The organism is Nocardiopsis quinghaiensis, assembly GCF_008638365.1.
Classification (GTDB): Bacteria; Actinomycetota; Actinomycetes; order Streptosporangiales; family Streptosporangiaceae; genus Nocardiopsis; species Nocardiopsis quinghaiensis.
Genome location: NZ_VWVU01000015.1, coordinates 1 through 17,143, shown reverse-complemented (window position 1 = coordinate 17,143; position 17,143 = coordinate 1). Strand labels below are relative to the sequence as shown.

Here is a 17,143-nt window from a genome sequence, read left to right as displayed (position 1 = left end):
GTTCGGTGCCGGGGCGGACCGAGGACGCGGTTCGGCCGCCCGGTCAGATGGTGAACCAGTCGGTGACCACCGGCGGGTGGCCCATTCTGCGCAGGGACAGGCTGATCGGACCACGGGCCAGGCCGGACAGGGTGAACCTGCCGTCCTCGCCGATCCGCAGGCTGTCGGTGGATCCGGGACGGCGCACGTGGAGGACCGCGTGTTCGCACTCCTCGGTGGCCAGCCCGGACAGGGCGCGCAGCCTCCCCTCCGAGTGGACCTGGAGGTCCATGGTGAGGTCTCCGTGTTCGAAGCGCAGGACGGCCACCGCCACGCCGTCCGCCCCGCCCCCGGCGGAGCGGAAGACCTCGGTGGTGGGTGCCGCCTCCCCGGTCAGCCGTGCCACGTGGGCGTCGTCGTCACCGCGGCCGAAGGCGGCCAGGGCGGCCGGCCGTCCCTCCAGGGCCCACGGCGGGAGGGGGCCGGTCCCGGGCTGGTTCCTCACGTCGGTTCCTCCAGGAGGCGGCGGAGTCTGCGGAGCATGCGGCGCCGCTGGTTCGTGGTGGTCCCCGGGCCCTCCCGGTCGTCGGCGGACCGGGGGCCATCGGGATCGCAGGACCCGTCCGTGGCCCCGTCGAGGTAGAGCAGGGCGGCACGCCGCTCTCCGGGGTCGGTCAGCCGCCGGATCGCGCGGCGCAGCTCGTCGTGCTCCTCCTTGTGCAGGTACGCGGACTCGGGGCTCGGATCCCCGGCGGAGACGTCCTGGAGGAGACTCTGGGGATCGACTGGCCGGAGGCGTGCGCTCTGTCGGCGCTGGCGGCCGCAGACGTCGCGGGTGACCCGGCGCAGCCAGGCGCGGAGCAGCTCGGGGGAGCGCAGGCGGGGCAGGTGCTGGTTCAGGGTCAGCCACACCGTCTGCACGGCGTCCTCCCGGTCCGGGGCGGACAGGTGGTAGGAGCGGGCGACCGCGTTCACGACGGGCAGGTGCCGGTCCACGATGGCCTCCCAGGCCCTGTGCTCGCCCCGGCAGGCCCGCCGCACGAGTTCCGCGTCACCGGTGGCGGGGCCGGGGGCGGTGGCGGGAGGGGGCGCCGGGGACGGGTCGCCGTCCTGTCCGCCCGCGTCCTGTGTCGTCCCGTCTGTTCCGGGGCCGGCCGTGTCGCGGCCGGTTGTGGCCGAACCCGGAGAAAGCGAGGGTACTTCCTCCCCGTAAAAGGTTGAAAGTACGGTTCGAGGAGATGCGTGGGTGCCGTGGATGCCCTCGTGCGACTGGTCTGGCAAACCTGCCCCCACTATGATCGGACTCCCGCTCGCCAGGTCTCACGCTAGTCCCTGGGACTTTCGGGCGCGGCGGGAACGCTGGAAAAGACCAGTGTGAGCGCTGGTTCTCAGTGTGCCCTTGGGGCACAATGGGGCAAAAGAATTCAGGCGGGTATGCAACCTTCTCGTGGTACGAGGGCGTCGGGGAAGCGCACTCGTTCGTATCAGGAGGTTCGGTGTCCGCACGTGGCGTCTTGTACGTCCACTCCGCGCCCGCGGCGCTGTGCCCACACGTCGAGTGGGCGGTCGCGGGCGTCGTTGGAGTACCCGTGAAACTCGACTGGGTCGCCCAGCCCGCGGCACCCGGCAACCACCGAGCCGAGCTCAACTGGCAGGGGAAGCCGGGAACCGCGGGCGCGGTGGCCTCAGCGCTGAACACGTGGCAGCGTCTGCGTTTCGAGGTGACCGAGGAGGGGTCGCCCGGTTGCGACGGCGTGCGCTACAGCTACACGCCCTCCCTCGGCATGTTCACCGCCCTCACCAGCGCCGCGGGGGAGGTCCTCGTGCCGGAGGGCCGCCTGCGCCTCGCCGTGGAGCGGTCCGCCGCCGACGGCGTCGAGCTGGCCGCCGAGATCGACCGTCTCACCGGCCGGGCCTGGGACGAGGAGCTGGAGCCCTTCCGCTACGCGGGCGACGGCGCTCCGGTGCGCTGGCTCCACGCGGTGGGATGAGCGCCCGGGAGGGGCGGGTGCGCGGCGCCCGGACGGTCAGGGCGGCTCCCCCTCACTGGGCCAGATGGCGGAGGCGAGCAGGACGGCGGCCCATATGCCCAGCGGCACCAGAGGCCAGTAGGGCACGAGTTCGCCGTCCATCAGGCTGACCACGCCCCAGACACCGGTCAGGAACACCGCGACGCCCATCCACCAGCGCCACTCGTCGCCCCATTCCCGCCAGGGAACGGAGAGGACGGACAGGTCGCCTCCGGCCGGGGGCCCGTGCCGGAACCCCGGGTCGGTGTGCGCCGTCCCCGGCCAGGGTTCGCGCCGGGGGTCCTGCCGGGGCGGTGGGCCGGACCAGGCGGGTCCGGGACCGAGGAACGGGGATCCGTGTGCGGAGAGGCCGGGAACCGGAAGGTCGGCGGTCAGCGGGCGCAGCTCACCGAGTAGCACGGCGCCCAGTGCCAGACCGACCCGGTGGTCGTACTCCTCGTGGTCCAGGCGGCCTTCGACGAACGCTGTGGTGAGGTGCTCCACCGTGAGGTCGCGTTCGGCGTCCGAGGCGCGCATCTGGTTCAGCGGCAGGCGTTCGTCCTCCACTTCCCACCCCCAAAGGCGCGAGCTGGTGACCACACGATACGCGTCGCACCCGGCGTGGGAAAGGGATACACGGAAAGTGAGCCAGCGCCTCCCATGAGAGGCCCAGGAGCTGCGAGGACGCCGTGCGCGACCCAACCGGCACCGTCCCCGGGGAAGCCGGGGGAAGGGGTCCCGGACGCGCTTCAGGAGGCCAGCCAGCGGACGACGGCCCGGCAGGTCGCCGGATCGGCGCCACCGACCAGACCCGTGTGCTCGTAGGTCCCCCCGTAGCCGAACGGAGCGCCGTCCAGGCGGGTGACCAGGCCACCCGCCTCCTCCAGGACGAGGGCGGGCGCGGCCACGTCCCAGTCACGGACCGGTACGTCCTTGACGAACAGGTGCGCGGAACCGTCGGCGACCAGGCACAGTTTCAGCGCGATGCTGCCGCTCTCCAGATAGGCGCCGTAGCCGAAGTGCTCATGGACCCGGCGGGCGATCCCCGCCGGCTCGGGGGTGTTGTCGGTGAGCACGCCCCAGCCGGGCGGGGCCGCCCCGCGGGACGGCAGCGGGCGCCCGTCGCGCCGTGCGCCCCGACCGCGCACGGCCGTGTAGAGGGTCCCGGTCTCGGGGGCGAACACCCCGGCGACCTCGGGCCGCCCCCCGGTCACCAGCGCCGCCTGCGTCACGTACCCGGGGAACCCGTGGACGTAGCTGGCGGTTCCGTCGATGGGGTCGATCAGCCAGTAGCGGGGCGGACGCTCCCCGAGCAGTGACTCCGGATCCTCCTCGCTGATCACCGGGATCCGCCCGTCGATCCTCCCCAGCCTTTCCGACAGGGCCTGGTGCGCCATGGCGTCGGCCCGGGCCTTGAACTGGTCGCCCTCCCACACCCCGCTGCGTGCGGAGGCGTCGGGCCGCCATGCGCGGAGCAGGCCGCCGACCTCCACGACCGCCGCGGCCACCGCCTCCGACAGCGGGTGCGTACCGGCCACCTCGTGCGCGGCGGTCATCGGGCACGCACCGGCACAGCGGGAGCCTGGCCGCCCGCCGAAAGCCGTCGGGGCAGCGCGGGAGCGCCCATGGGCGCGGGGGTGATGCCCTGCGCGGTGAACTCGGACTCGCTGAGGAAGTCGTCCGTCCACCGCCGGACCATCGCCACCCCCTCGCGCCAGTCATCGGCCAGGCGGGGACCGTCGGCGACGGCCTGCCTCAGCAGGCCGGCGATCTCGTCGACCCCGGCGGCCGCGGTCAGCGACGCGGTGGAGGAGAACCGGGGGTTGATCTCGAACACCCTCGGCCTGCCCTCCCCGTCCAGGCACAGCTGCACGTTGAACGGTCCGTCGGCGCGCAGCGCGGTCTGCACCGCCCTGCAGGTGCGGACCACCTCCTCGTGGCGCCGGGTCACCGCGTACCTGGTCACCCCCTGTTTGAGGACGACCTCCTTGGGCACCACGGCCTGCACGACGCCGTCCCGCCACACCACCACCGACACCGTGTACTCGGGCCCGGTGATCCTCTCCTGCACGATCAGCTCGTCCGCCGCGTAACCGCTCTCGGACACCACCTGGACCATGTCGCGGACCGAGTCGATGACCACCACCCCGCGGCTGCCCCGCCCGGTGCGCGGTTTGGCGATGAGGCCCCCGGGCACCGAGCCCGCGGCGTCGCTGGGCCACTCCGAGGCCAGCCAGGTACGCGGCACCCCGATCCCGGCGTCCTCCAACTCCCGCATCAGCACGTACTTGTCCAGGCAGGTGGTGACGAAGTCCAGCCGGGGGAGCAGTATCGCCACCCCGTCCTTGGCCAGTTCGCCCACGTGGACCAGTTCCTCGTCCACCAGGGGGACGACCGCGACGGCGCCCTCGTCCGCGCACAGTGCCCGCATCCGGGGCAGGAACGCGTCGCTGTCACCCGGCGGCACCAGGTGGCCGCGATCGGCCAGGTACAGGCCGGGCGCGGCGGGGTCGACATCGGTCGCCACCACACGGAAACCGTGTTCACGCAGGTGGAGAATGGTGTCGGGGGTGGGGGCCGACCCCGCTGTGGTCACCACGACGGTTGGCTTCCCCGCAGGCTGCTGTGGCACCTTCAGAACCCTTCCAAGCGCGGTCGGTGAGTGTGGAGGATGGTTACCGAGCCTAGACCGCGGGCTACCGGATGGCCCGTGGTTGGCCGGATCCGGCTGCCGGCGAACCGGACGGTCCCCTCGCGCGTGTACTCGTCGGCCCTCCGCAGGAGGGGACGGGTGCGCGACGCCGCCGCGCACCCGCCCCCGACGTGCCCGGTGGGCCTGCTCCGTCGAGTCCGCCCCGGGACCGCCGCCTCCTCGGCGCCTACTTCTGCTCGTAGACCGGGGTGGTCATCGCGCGGCCCACGGCGTGCGAGAACAGGTTGAAGCCGAGGAAGGCCGGGCTCGCCGACTCGTCCACGTCCAGACGGGGGACGTCCACCGCGTGCACCACGAAGAAGTACCGGTGCGGACCGTGCCCGGGGGGCGGAGCGGCGCCGATGTAGCGGTGCGCCCCAGCGTCGCTGCGCAGGGTCACGGCCGATTCCGGCAGGCCGGAGCCGTCGCCGGCGCCCGTCGCCAGCTCGGTGACCCCGACGGGGATGTTCGCCACCGCCCAGTGCCAGAAGCCGCTGGCGGTGGGCGCGTCCGGGTCGAAGCAGGTGACGGCGAAGCTCCGCGTCCCCTCGGGGAAGCCGCTCCAGGACAGGTGCGGTGAGACGTCCTCGCCTCCGGCGCCCATGATCCCGCTGACCTGGGCCTTGGGCAGGGTCTGCCCGTCGGCCACGTCGTCACTGGTGACGGTGAACGACGCGACCTGGGGCAGGAAGTCGTAGGGGGAGGGTGGCATGGCCACGAAGGGGCCTCCTTCGTTCGTCTGGGTGAGCTCCTGCGGCCCGGTCGGGGCCCCGACGGAAGGCGGGTCCCCGGTCCCGGACCCTACGAACATACGCCTCACCGGGAGCGCGCGTCTCGGGACGGGACGCCGTGTCGGAAGACGGGTCCCACACCTGGTTGCGCGCGAACGGGGAGGCGCTCCGAGAGGACAGACCGACCGGGCGGTACGGTCTTGTCGACAAGAATCGGATTCGGTCCTTCGTACACCGACAGGGAGTCGCCATGACCACTCGTTGGGGCATCACCATCCCGCTGGAGGGAGTCCCGCTCCCCGAGCAGCGGTCCGTCATCGAGCAGATGCCCGACCTGGGCTACACCGACGCCTGGTCGGCCGAGGCCAACGGCACCGACGCCTTCACCCCGCTCGCCCTGGCCAGCGTGTGGGCTCCCCGGCTGCGCCTGGGCACCGCGATCGTGCCCGCGTACACGCGCGGTCCCGCCACCCTGGCGATGAGCGCCGCCACCATGGCCGCCGCCGCGCCGGGCCGGTTCTCGCTGGGCATCGGCACCTCCTCCAACGTGATCGTGGAGCGGTGGAACTCCATCCCCTTCGAGGAGCCGTACAAGAAGGTGCGCGACACGGTGCGCTTCCTGCGGACCGCGCTCACCGGGCAGAAGGTCAAGGCCGACTACGACACCTTCAGCGTCAAGGGCTTCACGCTCGGGGCGGTCCCCGAGCAGGCCCCGCCACTGCTGGTGGCGGCTCTGCGCCCGGGCATGCTCAAACTCGCCGGACGCGAGGGCGACGGCGCCATCATCAACTGGCTGTCGGCGGAGGACGTGCGCCAGGTGACCCCCTACGTGCGGCAGTCCGGTGAGGACAAGGAGGTCGTCGCGCGCGTCTTCGCCATTCCCGACACCGACGCGGACACCGCCCGTGAGATCGGCCGGTGGGCCATCTCCGCCTACCTCAACGTTCCCGTCTACCGGGCGTTCCACGAGTGGCTGGGCCGTGAGGAGCTGAACCCGATGTGGAAGGCGTGGGACGAGGGCGACCGCAAGGGCGCGCTGGCCGCGATCCCGGACTCGGTGGTGGACGATCTGATCGTGCACGGCCCCGCGGAGTACTGCCGTGAGCGCATCCGGGCGTACATGTCCAACGGCGTGACCACCCCGGTGATCGCGCCGATCGGTCCGCCGAGCCAGGACCCGGCCGCCGTCGTGCGGGCCCTCGCCTCGGGGGACTGACGGGACTCCTCCGGGGAGAGCCGGCGGAAGGGCCCGGCGGAACCTCCCGTGCCCGGGTCTCCGCCGGGCTCCTCAGCGGGGCCGCCACTCCGCCCCGCTCTCCTCCACGGGACCCAGGAGGCGGCGAGCCCGCAGCACCAGTTCCAGTTCGAAGCGCTCACCGGGGTCGTGCAGCCGAGCGCCGAACAACTCCTCCAGCCGGCGCATCCGGTATCGCACGGTCTGCGGGTGGATGCTCAGCCGCTCCGCCGCCTCGTTGGCGTTCAACCCCGACTCCAACCAGGACAGCAGCGTGTCGGCCATCCGCTCCCGCTGCGGCGGGCGCAGCCGTGTCAGCGGGGCCAGACGCGACCGCGCCATCTCCGCGACCAGACCGGTGTCCCGGGTCAGCAGCAGCGCGGGCAGGTGGTCGCTCCACCGCACCACGCCCCCACCCGGCACCGCGCCCGTCCGCACCAGCTCCGCCAGGTCGCGGGCGCGCGCCAGCGACGCCGGCGCCCGGTCCAGGGGCACGCTCGGACCCAGCACCGCGCACGCGCCGCGCAGTGAGCGCTCCAGCGACCGCAGCCGTCCCGGCCCCTCGGGATCGGGTACCAGCGCGCACGGTTCCAGCCGGTCCTGGTCCACCAGCACGTCCGACGGCAGCGCGGGTACCGCGGGGAGCGCACCCGTCGGTGACGGCGCGTCCGCGGCCACCGTGCCCGTGTCCCCGCGCGCCGCCCCGTCCACCGCCGTGCCGGGTGTCTCCCGGTACAGCAGCGCCACCGCCACCCGGTCGGGCATCCGCCACCGGGCGGCCCGGGCCAGTGCCGGTACCGTCCGCGACTCCTGCTCCGTGCCCGCCTCGGCCAGCAGCACCTCCAGCAGCCGCGCCCGGCGGCGGCGCAGCGCGTCCGCGCCCGCGCCGCGCACCCGCGCGTGCCCCTCTCTGGCGGCGGTCGAGACCTCCTCCTGGAACGCGAAGACCGCCTCCCCCAGCACCGCCATGTGGTCGCGGGTGAGCGCGTCAGCGTCGGCCAGCCGCCGCCACGCCACGGCCGCCGCCGTGCGCATCCCCGTGTGCAGGCACTCCAGGGTGCGCCCGTGCCGGGCCTCGCCGGCGCCGAACGCCCGGAACTCGGCGGCCAGGGCGTCCACGTGCCCGGGGGAGCGGCCGCCGCTCTCCACCCGGTCCAGGAACGCGTGCACCCCCGCGTCGATCACCCGGCGCAGCCCCTCGGCGTCGGCGGGCTCCAGGGGCGTGGCGTGGCCCTGCGACCGGCGCCGGATGCCCTCCAGGGCCTCTTCCACCAGCGGCGGCACCAACGGGCGCAGCCGGGCACCCAGTTCCGGGGGGATCCGCGCGAACGGGTCCGTCCGAGGGCTCTCCCGCGGATACGTCATGTCACCTCCGGCGCGGACGCACGGCGGAGCCGCCCGTGGCACGCCCGCGCGTGCTCTGTGCGCCAGAAAGCTCGGTCGCCCCCGGGGGAGGGGAACCGCGTTCCCATACCATCAGAGCCCGGCTTCCGGAACAAGCCCGGCCTTTCCCGCGCGCACGAACGCATCCGGACACCGCTGGTCACGGAGCGGGTGGATACGGTAACAATGGTGCGGACACGAAGTCCTTCCCCCGAGGACTCCTTCGAAAGGTGCTCCGATGAGACGGTCCCCGCTGTTCACACTGCCCCTGGCCCTGCTGTTGGCCGTCACGGCCTGCTCCGGGGAGGAACCCCGGGACGAGGAGGCGGCCCAGGAGGCCGCGCAGGGGGACGGGGACGCCTCGGCCGCGGCGCTGCGCGCCGCCGAGGGGTTCGTGGCCTCCCTGCAGGCGGCCGACGGCGAGGCGGGCTGCGCGCTGATGGACGAGGCCGCCCGAGGGGCCCTGGTGGACACGCACGGGACCGATGACTGTGCGGCGGCCTTCCCCCTCTACGCCGAGTCCCTCCAGAACGGGGAGGGCATCGAGACCGGCGAGGCCGCCATCGGTACCGATCTGGAGGGCGACGCCTCCATCGCCACGGTCACCCTGGTCTATCCCGACGAGGACCACGGCCCCCTGGAGCTGCGCCAGGACTCCGACGACCAGTGGGTCGCCACCCGTCTGCCCGGCGTCTCCCTGGGCGGTGCCTGACGACCGGACTCCGCGGCCGGGCCCAGGGCTCCGTGAACCTCACGGTGGGAGGCCCCGTTCAGGTGAAGAGGGCGTAGCCGAGGGCCATGCCGCCGATCACGACCACCACGGCGATGACCGGCCAGATCCACTGGTCGGTCGGTCCCGGGGACGGGGCCGCGGGGTTCAACGGCTCGGCGCCGTTCTGGTCCTGGGGTTTCTTCCGGCTGTTCACCCCATCTGGCTTACCAGACACGGCGGGGAAGCGGGATTCCGGTCGGGCGGCGGCCCGGTGGCCGCGAGCCCGGGGAGAACGCGTTTCAGCGCGCGTTCGGGCAGGCCCGCGCACAGGCGTCGACCTGCTGCTGGACGATCGGGGCGTACAGCTCCAGCAGCTCGTCACGGGGGACCTCGTCGTCGGGGAACATGCCCAGGACGCGGACACCCTCGGCGAGGCCGAGCATCTGGCAGCAGATGGCGCTGGCGTAGCGGCGTTCGGGGGTGGTGTCCCCGATCAGGGCGGAGACGCCGTCCAGGAGCTTCCCGCGCGTCTCCTCGCGGGAGCGGTCGGGTTCGGGGGAGTCGCGGACATGGGAGGCGGCGACCAGCCAGCCGTCGGGGACACCGTGCTCCCGCCTGGTCAGGACCTTCTGCACCAGGGCGCGGCCCATGCCGGAGCGGGGCAGGTCCAGCTCGGCGAGCGGGACCTCGTGCGGCCCCATCTCGTTGAAGAGCTCGGCCTTGCCGCGGTAGTGCTTGATCACCAGGGCGGGGGAGACCCCCGCGGCGGCGGCGATGTCGCGGATGGTCACCCCCTTGTAGCCGTGCTCGGAGAAGAGCTCTCGCGCCGCGGCGATGATGGTGCTGCGGCTGTCGGGTCTGGTCACGGTTCCACCCCTACGGACTCCTTGGCGCTCCCGGGCCCGGACGCCGTCACGATGGTCTCGTACTCCTCGTCCCTTCCGTGCTCCCGGGTCGGAATGAGCGCCCCCACCAGCACACTGGCCAGGGCCACCGCGACACCCAGCCAGTGGAGCAGCGTCATGGCCTCGCCGGAGGGGAACACCGCCCCGCCCACGTTCACGGTCAGGGACGCGAAGACCAGCGCGACCACCGCGCTGCCGCTGGAGGTGCCCAGAGAGCGGACCAGGGTGTTGAGCCCGTTCGCCGAGGCGGTCTCACCGCGGGGCACGACCGCCATGACGAGGGCGGGCATGGCGGCGAAGGCGATGGCGGTGCCGATGCTGACGAACATGTTGCCCAGCACCACGTTCAGGACGGTGTCGGAGTTGAACACCCGCCACAGGTAGGTCAGGCCCATGACGGTCGAGCCGATCAGCAGGGTCGGCTTCCCGCCCCACCGGTCGAGCATGCGGCTGGAGACCGGCGAGAAGCACAGCATCATCAGGCCGCTCGGCACCATCGCCAGCCCGGCGGTGACCACGGGCAGGGCCAGCCCGTATCCGGTGTCCGCGGGGACCTGGAGCTCCTGGGTGGTGACCAGGCCGTTCAGGAACATCGCGAACCCGGCGAAGTACGAGGACACGTTGGTCAGCAGCATCGAGGGCCGGAAGGCCGTGCGCAGGTTCACCATGGGCTCGCGCGTCCGCAGCTGGAGGGGGACCCAGACCACGAGCACGACCGCGGAGAGCGCGGTCAGTCCGATGACCTGTCCGCTGGCCCAGCCCCACGAGGAGCCCTTGGACAGCGCGAGGAGGAAGCCGACGAGGACGACCGAGAGCATGATCGCGCCGACGATGTCGAAGCGGCCGGAGGAGCGCTGTGGGGACTCGTTGATCAGCAGGCGGATGGCGACGATGAGGACCGCACCCACGAACGCGGTGGACCAGAACAGGGAGGTCCACCCGAACGCGCTGTAGAGCACACCGGAGAGCGGCAGTCCCAGTGCGGAGCCGATACCGAGGGTGGCGCTCATCAGGGCGATCCCCCCGGAGAGCTTCTCCCTGGGCAGCTCGTCACGCATGATGCTGATCCCCACGGGGATCAGGGAGGCGCCGAACCCCTGCATGGCGCGGCCGGCGATCAGGAGCAGGAAGCCGCTGCCGAGCGCCGCGATGAGCGAGCCCACGGTCATGACCGAGAGGGAGACGACCAGCATCCTGCGCTTGCCGTACATGTCGGCCATACGGGAGACGATCGGCGTGGCCACGGCACCGGTCAGAAGGGTGGCGGTGACCAGCCAGGACGCGTCGTCGGCGGACACGCCGAGGATCTGCGGCATGTCCGGCATCAGGGGGATGACGAGTGTCTGCTGTAGCGAGACGATCAGGCCGCAGAGGGTGAGGATTCCCGTGGTGGCCCAGGCGGGCACGCGTAGGACGGACGTCATTCGGCCTCCGGGGACGATGCGCACGAGTGCGGTGCGGGAGTGTTCGGGCACCCGATCCGGACACACTCGTCCGAGCTGGCCGGATGGGTGCGGGAAAGGGGGAAGAAAGGGGTGAACGACCGTTCACCCTCATTGAGTAAACACTGTTACACCCCGGTGGTCAAAGCCTCGGCCGGGATTGGGACCCTTGTCACCCGCGGACGCCGGCGCCGGTCCCCGTCGGTGTCAACGGGGAGGTACTGGGTAGCCGCCGGTCCGGGAGCGTCGGTGTCCGCTCCGGGCCGCGGCGGTGCGGGGGAGGAGTCGGCCTGCGGGGGCGCGCCCGCGCGTGGGGTACCGTCCGGCGGGCCCGACGCGACGTGAAGGACCCGGGGGAACAGGACGTGGTAGCGGTGCCGAAGGACGACGTATCCGAGGGCGGCCGGAGCATCCGCATCGGCTTCCTCGCCGATCCCGGCCTGCCCAGCAAGATGGCGGAGCGGATGGCCGACAAGCTGGCCGACGTGTTGTCCGAGAAGGTCGACGACACGGTGCTGTGGCGGGTGAGCGTACGCTCCGAGCCGCTCGTCCTCGACGGCCACGACGACATCCCCCTCAACTCGATCGCCCGCACCGCCTCGGCGGAGGAGGACTGGGAGTACGTGGTCGCCCTGACGGATCTGCCCCGGCGCGTGGGGAACCGGCCGCTGCTCTTCAGCCTCAGCAAGGCGCACAGGCTGGCGATGCTCTCCCTTCCCGCCACGGGCTGGATACGGATGCGCGCCCATGTGTGGCAGGCGGTCGTGCACCTCGTCGACCGGATGACCGCCGAGGACCCGAGCCGCGGACGCGCGAGCAGGCCGGCGTCGGAACACGCGGGGCACCGCCTCGTCACGTTCGCCTCCCCGGTCCGCAGCGTCGGGCACGAGTACGACATGGACGAGTACCTGGTGCTGGTCGGACTGCGCGGACGGATACGTCTGCTGCTGGGTATGGTGCGCAGCAACCGGCCGTGGCGGCTCGTGCCCAGTCTCTCCAGCGCGTTCGCCGCGGCCGCCGCCACGGGCTCCTTCGGTGTGTTCTACAACTCGATGTGGGTCATCGCCGACGCCCTCAGCCCGCTGCGTCTGGCACTGATCAGCGTGTTCGCGCTGGCGGCCATGACGGTCTGGCTCATCGTCTACAACGGGCTGTGGGAGCACCCGACGAAGCGGCACGAACGGGAGGCGGCGGCGCTGTACAACGTCTCCACCGTCTGCACCGTGGGGCTCGGCGTGGCGTGCGTGTACGTCCTGCTGCTCGGGGTGACGCTCACGGAGGCCCTGGTGGTCATCGACGACAGCGTCATGGAGTCCTCGCTCGGCCACGCGAGGTTGGACAGCTATGTCTCCATCGCCTGGCTGGCCAGCTCCCTGGGAACCATGGCGGGTGCCCTCGGCTCCAGCTTCGAGGACCAGGCGGCCGTCCGCGAGGCCGCCTACAGCGCACGGGAGCGGGAGCGCCGTGAGAGGTTCGACGAGGAGTCCAAGGAGGAGGGAGTCCGGAGGGACGCGTCCGGATGAGGCCGTGACGGGCGGGGCGCGCAGGGGCCGCCGCACAGGAAACGGGGCCGGGAAGCGATCCCCCGGCCCCTCGCCGGAGGGCTGGTTCAGGCGTCGATCCGGCGGGCCTGCCCCTCGCCCTCGCTGATGCTGATCTTGCGCGGCCTGGCCTGCTCGGCCACCGGCACGCGCAGCGTGAGGACACCGTCGGTGTGGTCCGCGGTGACGTTGTCGAGGTCCAGCGCCTCATCCAGGAAGAGCTGACGGGAGAACGTGCCCGAAGGCCGTTCGGCCACGACCGTCTCCCGGTCCTCCACGGCCGCGCCGGTGCGTTCGGCCCTGACGGTGAGCCCGTTCCGCTCGATCTCCAGGTCGATGGAGTCGGCCCTTACACCGGGCAGGTCGAAGTGGACCACGAGGGAGTCGTCGTCGCGGTAGGCGTCCATCGGCATCGCGGCCGGGTGGACGGAACCGTCGAGGAGGCGCTGGGCGATCCGGTCAGCCTCACCTGCGTCGCCCGCATCATCGAGCTCCAGGAGGAGAACACCCGCCTGCACGACACCGGCCCCGAGCGGTTCCTTCCGGGGCCGGGCCCGTGAACGGTGTGCCCGGCTCCGGACGCAGGAACCGGGGACGGGCAGCAGTGCGGTCCGGCGGCCGCCCTCAGGCTTTCGCGGTCAGTCCCTGTCAGCCGAACACGGCTTTCTGCACGTCGTCCGGACCGTCGAACCGGTCCGTCTTGACGTTCGAGATCCTTTCGACCAGACCACTGTCCGCGCCGTTGTCCTTCGCCAGCGACGCCAGGTCGTCGCGGCTGGCGGGATAGTCGGCTCCCTTGAGCGCCTTCTGCAGGTCGATGGGGTTGACGCTGGCCATGGCGGCCTCCTGTTCTGTGTTGGTACAGACGGCCCCCGTCGCCTACCCGACCCCCGTGGCACCAATCTCGCCGGAAGGCAAAACGATGTCCGGCCCGGTGACGCATCGACCGATACGCGGATGAACGCCTCACGCGCGGTGGACCGCTGCCCGGCGGCATGTGTATGTCGATCAGGCCGTACCGGCCTTCGGTGCCGTCCCCGGCCAGCAGAACGGTGTGGTTGTCACCCACGGCGCCGTAGTGCGGCAGGGCGGGATCGCTGCCCGGGGTGGCGTACGACGCTCGCCCGGGTCGGATCGTCCGGACCGATCCCGGCGGGTGAAGCGGATCACCGGCAACAGTCGGGGCGCCTTGGCCTGGTACGTCCCGAAAGCGGGCGCCGCCTGCAGGAACCGCGCGAACGCGGCTTCCCGCTCCTCGCCGGTGAGTTCGAGGGCCCGCACCGGTACGGTGACGCCGTCGCCGTCGATGACGGCCTCGATCCCGACGTCGGGGTGCGCCCGCAGGTTGACCACCCAGGCCGGGTCGCGCGGCGCTCCCATCGCCGAACCGACGACCAGCCAGTCGTCGCCGTCGCGCAACGACATCGCCGGGTTGATCCGCTCGGTCCCGCTCCGGACGCCGCGATGGTGGATGAGGACGAGGTTGGTACCCCACGCTCCGACTCGGCCGGCGTGTGCCCGAAACTCCGCGATGACGCGGTCGTTGAACTCGGTCATGGTTCTCCCTCCGTGGCCGGGCCGTGCTCCGGGTTCCTGGGCGCGGTCCGGACGAATCGGTTCACGAACATGCCGCCGCCTCTTTCCTTGTCCGGCCATCTGATTAGTTGTCCGGACAAGGAAGTTGTCGGCCTCATCCCCGGCGAGTCCGGACGCGGGCTTCGGGCGAGAACCGATGGCCCCTCGACTACCCGGGCAACACCCGTGGAGGCGGTTCGGTTCGCCCGCTATGGCGGTCCCAGCACCGGCAGGGGAGTGCGTAGGTATGGACGCGACGCCAACGGACGGAGAGGCGCACGAGCGGATCGCGGCGGCCGGGCCCGGGTTCGACGGCCGGGCCGCACGGGGCGCGGCGGTACCTACCTGCCGGGTCCGTCTTGAACCTGGCTGCCTTCGAAGCGGGGGCCGTACCAGTCCAGGCACACGACGGTGGCGTCGTCGGCCAGGTGCCCGTCGCAGGCGTCGGTGACCGCGGCGGCCAGAGCCCGTACGACCTGCCGGGGGTGTTCGCCGGCGGTGTCACGGATCAGGCGGGGCAGGTCGACGGTTTCCGCCTGGCGTTCCTGCATACCGTCGGTGTAGAGGACGAGGCGGTCGCCGGGGCGCAGGTCGAGGTCCTGTACGTGGTAGGTGGTGGGGGCGGGGACGCCGAAGGGCAGGTTGACGTCCAGGCGCACCTCGTTCACCGTGCCCTCGCGCAGGAGCAGTGGCCAGGGGTGTCCGGCGTTGACGAGTTGTGCGCCGGTTCCGTCCAGGGCGACGCGCACCAGCTGGCCGGTGGCGAGGCTGTGGCCGCCGTGGTCGAGAAGGGCCTGGTGGGTCTGGCGGGCCTGCTCGACCAGGTCGGTGCCGGCGCGGCGGGCGCGGCGGGAGGCGTTGACCAGGAGGGTGGCCATGAGGGAGGCGTTGACGTCGTGGCCCATGGCGTCGGTGATGGACAGGTGCAGGGTGTCGTGGTCGAGGGTGTAGTCGTAGGTGTCCCCGGCGACGGAGTCGGAGGGCACCAGGGCCGAGGCGAGGGCGAACTGCGCGGCTTCGCAGGAGGGTGCGCCGGGCAGGAGCTGCCGCTGGACCTCGGCGGCCAGGGTGATCGGGGTGGTACGCCGGCCCCAGTGGTAGAGGTCGGTGAAACGGCGGTCGGTGACGATGATGTACGCCAGCGCGTGCGCGGCCTCGTGGATCTCGTCCAGGATCTCCTCGGTGACGTGCGGCAGGGTGAGCTCCAGGACGCCGATGGTGTCACCACGGTTGGTCACCGGGGCGAGCACCCGCTGTCCGTGTCCGCCGCCGGGGGCCCGCACCAGTTTCTGGGCGCGCAGTACCTGTTCGTAGACGCTGCCGGCCAGCGGGATCTGATCGGTGTGGTGGTCGGCCTGCGTGGTGGTCGCTTCGTTGACCTGTACCATCTGCTGACCGACGTTGTCGACGAACAGGAACGACACCGCGTGCGCGTCGAACCGGTCGCGTAGATTGCGTGCCACCACATCGAGCGACGCCACCGGCTCCGCGTCCTCCGCCGCGGCGAGCACCTCCGCCAGCCCGATCCGGTCACCTGCCATCGTCGCTCCCACCGTCTTCGTGCACATGCCTCGATCTGACTACAGGCATCATTTCCTCTGTCCACACCGGTGCACCTTGAGCAACAGGTAGGCACGCTCAGCCACGCGCGGAAGTCCTCCCGAAATCCGCATGACGCGCGAGGGACCCGGTGTCGCCGTCCCCGCCGACCGGCAGCCGGGGCCGGTCCTGGGGACGCGGAGCCCACGCTCACGGTGGTCCCGGCACCGTCCACCGAGCGGGCCGTACGCATCGGGTACGCCCGTACCTCGGCCGTCAGCCAGGAACCGTCCCGGGGCCTCGGCCGTCGAGTCGTTTCGCGGCCGAGTGACGCGTGTGAGGTTACCTCACCCCGGGGAACCTTCCAGGGCCTCCGGAAGAGGGGCGGTGTGGATGATGTGCAGGTGGCTGACCGCTCGGGTGAGGACCACGTAGAGGCGGTGGAGGCCGCGGGGCTCTGCTGAGACGATGTGAGCGGGTTCGGCGACGATGACGGTGTCGAACTCCAGCCCTTTGGCGAGGGCCGCTGGTACACACACCAGCCGGCCGGCCTCCACCGCGTCCTCGGTCTCCCCGATGAGCGCGGTCCGTATCCCCTCCGCTGACAGACCCTCACGGATGGCGGGGATATCGGTGTCGGCGGCGATGATTCCCACCGAAACCTCCTCCTTGAGCGCTTCCCGGCAGGCCAGCGCGAGAACCTCCGACCAGTCGGCCGGGTCCGCGGCGGTGATCCGAAGGGATCCGGGGACGTCGCGCACCCCGGTGGGCACGCCCAGGCCGGGGGCGATCTCCGGCAGCAGGCGGGCGTCCGGCTGGCCCAGGTGTTCCAGCAGCTGCGTCCAGTCGTCGACCGCCCACGGGCTGGTGCTCTGGGCGATGTCACCGAGCACGGTGAGCGATCCGCGGGTGCAGCGCCGGGCGACCGCCCGAGCCTGCATGGGGCTGGGGTCCTGGGCCTCGCCGACGACGATGTGGCCCAGGGTGCCCGGCCGCTCGATCAGGGAGGCGGCCTCGTCGATCAGGGCCAGAGACGTGCTCCGATCTCGCCCGGTGCGGGCAGCACGTTGCGGATGTAGGACAGGAAGGAGCGGTTGGGTCCGATGACGGCCACCCCGCCGTCCCGGCGCAGCCGGTCGCGTTCGGTGAAGAGCAGGTAGGCGATGCGGTGCAGGCCCACGGCGGTCTTGCCGGTTCCCGGTGCTCCCTGCACGCAGAGGGCGGGACGAAGCGGTGCACGCGAGCGGAACGGCGTGCGCTAGTAGGCGTCTTCCTCGACGCCTCCGGCGAGGAGTGGTTCCATGAACAACTCCGGATGGTCGCGCTCGATGACACGCAACCGCCACTTGTTGTGCACCAGCACCAACAGCTCACCGTCGTTACGACGCCTGAGCACCTCCG

19 protein-coding genes and 1 pseudogene are annotated in these 17,143 nt (G+C 72.0%); 5 read left to right on the top strand and 15 right to left on the bottom strand.

Annotated elements, in window-relative coordinates:
- Nucleotides 1-43: 43 nt before the first annotated feature.
- Nucleotides 44-484 carry a hypothetical protein gene (locus FYX01_RS17705; protein ID WP_150242799.1) on the bottom strand — a complete coding sequence of 147 codons (441 nt, stop codon included), beginning with the start codon at nucleotides 482-484 and terminating at the stop codon, nucleotides 44-46.
- Nucleotides 481-1,020, bottom strand: coding sequence for an RNA polymerase sigma factor (locus tag FYX01_RS17700; RefSeq protein WP_223830522.1), 540 nt, complete (start codon nucleotides 1,018-1,020; stop codon nucleotides 481-483). Before FYX01_RS17700 ends, FYX01_RS17705 begins: the two co-directional genes overlap by 4 nt.
- Nucleotides 1,021-1,475: 455 nt before the next feature.
- On the opposite strand from FYX01_RS17700, the gene FYX01_RS17695 reads away from it, so the two are divergent.
- The gene (locus FYX01_RS17695; protein ID WP_150242796.1) at nucleotides 1,476-1,970 is read left to right on the top strand and encodes a DUF3145 domain-containing protein; all 495 of its coding nucleotides are present in this window, start codon (nucleotides 1,476-1,478) and stop codon (nucleotides 1,968-1,970) included.
- A 36-nt stretch (nucleotides 1,971-2,006) separates the two neighbouring features.
- On the opposite strand, the gene FYX01_RS17690 is transcribed toward FYX01_RS17695, so the two are convergent.
- From FYX01_RS17690 to FYX01_RS17675, 4 genes are all read right to left on the bottom strand, one after another.
- Nucleotides 2,007-2,555, bottom strand: a complete 549-nt coding sequence (locus FYX01_RS17690) for a DUF1707 SHOCT-like domain-containing protein (protein ID WP_150242794.1) — start codon at nucleotides 2,553-2,555, stop codon at nucleotides 2,007-2,009.
- A gap of 182 nt (nucleotides 2,556-2,737) precedes the next feature.
- Nucleotides 2,738-3,544 carry a 3'(2'),5'-bisphosphate nucleotidase CysQ family protein gene (locus FYX01_RS17685; RefSeq protein ID WP_150242792.1) on the bottom strand — a complete coding sequence of 269 codons (807 nt, stop codon included), beginning with the start codon at nucleotides 3,542-3,544 and terminating at the stop codon, nucleotides 2,738-2,740.
- Nucleotides 3,541-4,587, bottom strand: coding sequence for an ATP-grasp domain-containing protein (locus FYX01_RS17680; RefSeq protein ID WP_150242790.1), 1,047 nt, complete (start codon nucleotides 4,585-4,587; stop codon nucleotides 3,541-3,543). Before FYX01_RS17680 ends, FYX01_RS17685 begins: the two co-directional genes overlap by 4 nt.
- A 280-nt stretch (nucleotides 4,588-4,867) precedes the next feature.
- A complete protein-coding gene (locus FYX01_RS17675; protein ID WP_150242788.1) occupies nucleotides 4,868-5,398 on the bottom strand; it encodes a YbhB/YbcL family Raf kinase inhibitor-like protein in 531 nt (176 codons plus the stop codon).
- 263 nt (nucleotides 5,399-5,661) lie between these two features.
- On the opposite strand from FYX01_RS17675, the gene FYX01_RS17670 reads away from it, so the two are divergent.
- Nucleotides 5,662-6,627 (top strand): LLM class F420-dependent oxidoreductase, encoded by a 966-nt coding sequence (locus FYX01_RS17670; protein WP_150242786.1) that lies wholly within the window; start codon nucleotides 5,662-5,664, stop codon nucleotides 6,625-6,627.
- 72 nt (nucleotides 6,628-6,699) lie between these two features.
- Here the strand turns inward: FYX01_RS17670 and FYX01_RS17665 are convergent, their stop codons facing one another.
- Nucleotides 6,700-8,010: a PucR family transcriptional regulator gene (locus FYX01_RS17665; RefSeq protein WP_150242784.1), complete on the bottom strand. Its 1,311-nt coding sequence runs from the start codon at nucleotides 8,008-8,010 to the stop codon at nucleotides 6,700-6,702.
- 256 nt (nucleotides 8,011-8,266) lie between these two features.
- On the opposite strand from FYX01_RS17665, the gene FYX01_RS17660 reads away from it, so the two are divergent.
- Entirely contained in the window at nucleotides 8,267-8,740 is a 474-nt protein-coding gene (locus FYX01_RS17660) for a hypothetical protein (protein WP_150242782.1), read from the top strand.
- A gap of 58 nt (nucleotides 8,741-8,798) precedes the next feature.
- Here the strand turns inward: FYX01_RS17660 and FYX01_RS26245 are convergent, their stop codons facing one another.
- The 3 genes from FYX01_RS26245 to FYX01_RS17650 all read right to left on the bottom strand — a co-directional run bounded on the left by FYX01_RS26245 (nucleotide 8,799) and on the right by FYX01_RS17650 (nucleotide 11,069).
- Complete coding sequence (locus FYX01_RS26245) at nucleotides 8,799-8,954, bottom strand: hypothetical protein (RefSeq protein ID WP_190394374.1); 156 nt, start codon at nucleotides 8,952-8,954, stop codon at nucleotides 8,799-8,801.
- Nucleotides 8,955-9,039: 85 nt separating this feature from the next.
- The gene (locus FYX01_RS17655) at nucleotides 9,040-9,606 is read right to left on the bottom strand and encodes a TetR/AcrR family transcriptional regulator (protein ID WP_150242780.1); all 567 of its coding nucleotides are present in this window, start codon (nucleotides 9,604-9,606) and stop codon (nucleotides 9,040-9,042) included.
- Nucleotides 9,603-11,069, bottom strand: a complete 1,467-nt coding sequence (locus FYX01_RS17650; protein WP_150242778.1) for an MFS transporter — start codon at nucleotides 11,067-11,069, stop codon at nucleotides 9,603-9,605. Before FYX01_RS17650 ends, FYX01_RS17655 begins: the two co-directional genes overlap by 4 nt.
- Nucleotides 11,070-11,461: 392 nt before the next feature.
- Here FYX01_RS17650 and FYX01_RS17645 point away from each other — a divergent pair, with 392 nt between their 5' ends.
- Nucleotides 11,462-12,610 (top strand): DUF2267 domain-containing protein, encoded by a 1,149-nt coding sequence (locus tag FYX01_RS17645; RefSeq protein ID WP_150242776.1) that lies wholly within the window; start codon nucleotides 11,462-11,464, stop codon nucleotides 12,608-12,610.
- A gap of 86 nt (nucleotides 12,611-12,696) precedes the next feature.
- On the opposite strand, the gene FYX01_RS17640 is transcribed toward FYX01_RS17645, so the two are convergent.
- Complete coding sequence (locus FYX01_RS17640; RefSeq protein WP_223830526.1) at nucleotides 12,697-13,083, bottom strand: Hsp20/alpha crystallin family protein; 387 nt, start codon at nucleotides 13,081-13,083, stop codon at nucleotides 12,697-12,699.
- Between FYX01_RS17640 and FYX01_RS26240 the strand changes: the two genes are divergently transcribed.
- A complete protein-coding gene (locus tag FYX01_RS26240) occupies nucleotides 13,051-13,188 on the top strand; it encodes a hypothetical protein (protein ID WP_190394373.1) in 138 nt (45 codons plus the stop codon). The genes FYX01_RS17640 and FYX01_RS26240 overlap by 33 nt on opposite strands.
- Nucleotides 13,189-13,276: 88 nt before the next feature.
- On the opposite strand, the gene FYX01_RS17635 is transcribed toward FYX01_RS26240, so the two are convergent.
- The 4 genes and pseudogenes from FYX01_RS17635 to FYX01_RS17620 form a co-directional block, all read right to left on the bottom strand.
- Nucleotides 13,277-13,465 (bottom strand): DUF2795 domain-containing protein, encoded by a 189-nt coding sequence (locus FYX01_RS17635; protein WP_150242772.1) that lies wholly within the window; start codon nucleotides 13,463-13,465, stop codon nucleotides 13,277-13,279.
- 171 nt (nucleotides 13,466-13,636) lie between these two features.
- A complete protein-coding gene (locus FYX01_RS17630; RefSeq protein ID WP_150242770.1) occupies nucleotides 13,637-14,185 on the bottom strand; it encodes a nitroreductase/quinone reductase family protein in 549 nt (182 codons plus the stop codon).
- Nucleotides 14,186-14,544: 359 nt separating this feature from the next.
- The gene (locus tag FYX01_RS17625) at nucleotides 14,545-15,744 is read right to left on the bottom strand and encodes a PP2C family protein-serine/threonine phosphatase (RefSeq protein ID WP_150242768.1); all 1,200 of its coding nucleotides are present in this window, start codon (nucleotides 15,742-15,744) and stop codon (nucleotides 14,545-14,547) included.
- Nucleotides 15,745-16,089: 345 nt separating this feature from the next.
- Nucleotides 16,090-16,982 (bottom strand): annotated as a pseudogene (locus FYX01_RS17620) (hypothetical protein); the annotation flags it as partial.
- Nucleotides 16,983-17,143: the final 161 nt, after the last annotated feature.

What these genes read in the sequence shown, in the direction of transcription:
- FYX01_RS17685 (WP_150242792.1), bottom strand. Translation starts at nt 3,544, where the DNA reads ATGACCGCCGCGCACGAGGTGGCCGGTACGCACCCGCTGTCGGAGGCG.
- FYX01_RS17670 (WP_150242786.1), top strand. Translation starts at nt 5,662, where the DNA reads ATGACCACTCGTTGGGGCATCACCATCCCGCTGGAGGGAGTCCCGCTC.
- FYX01_RS17665 (WP_150242784.1), bottom strand. Translation starts at nt 8,010, where the DNA reads ATGACGTATCCGCGGGAGAGCCCTCGGACGGACCCGTTCGCGCGGATC.
- FYX01_RS17660 (WP_150242782.1), top strand. Translation starts at nt 8,267, where the DNA reads ATGAGACGGTCCCCGCTGTTCACACTGCCCCTGGCCCTGCTGTTGGCC.
- FYX01_RS17650 (WP_150242778.1), bottom strand. Translation starts at nt 11,069, where the DNA reads ATGACGTCCGTCCTACGCGTGCCCGCCTGGGCCACCACGGGAATCCTC.
- FYX01_RS17635 (WP_150242772.1), bottom strand. Translation starts at nt 13,465, where the DNA reads ATGGCCAGCGTCAACCCCATCGACCTGCAGAAGGCGCTCAAGGGAGCC.
- FYX01_RS17630 (WP_150242770.1), bottom strand. Translation starts at nt 14,185, where the DNA reads ATGACCGAGTTCAACGACCGCGTCATCGCGGAGTTTCGGGCACACGCC.
- FYX01_RS17625 (WP_150242768.1), bottom strand. Translation starts at nt 15,744, where the DNA reads ATGGCAGGTGACCGGATCGGGCTGGCGGAGGTGCTCGCCGCGGCGGAG.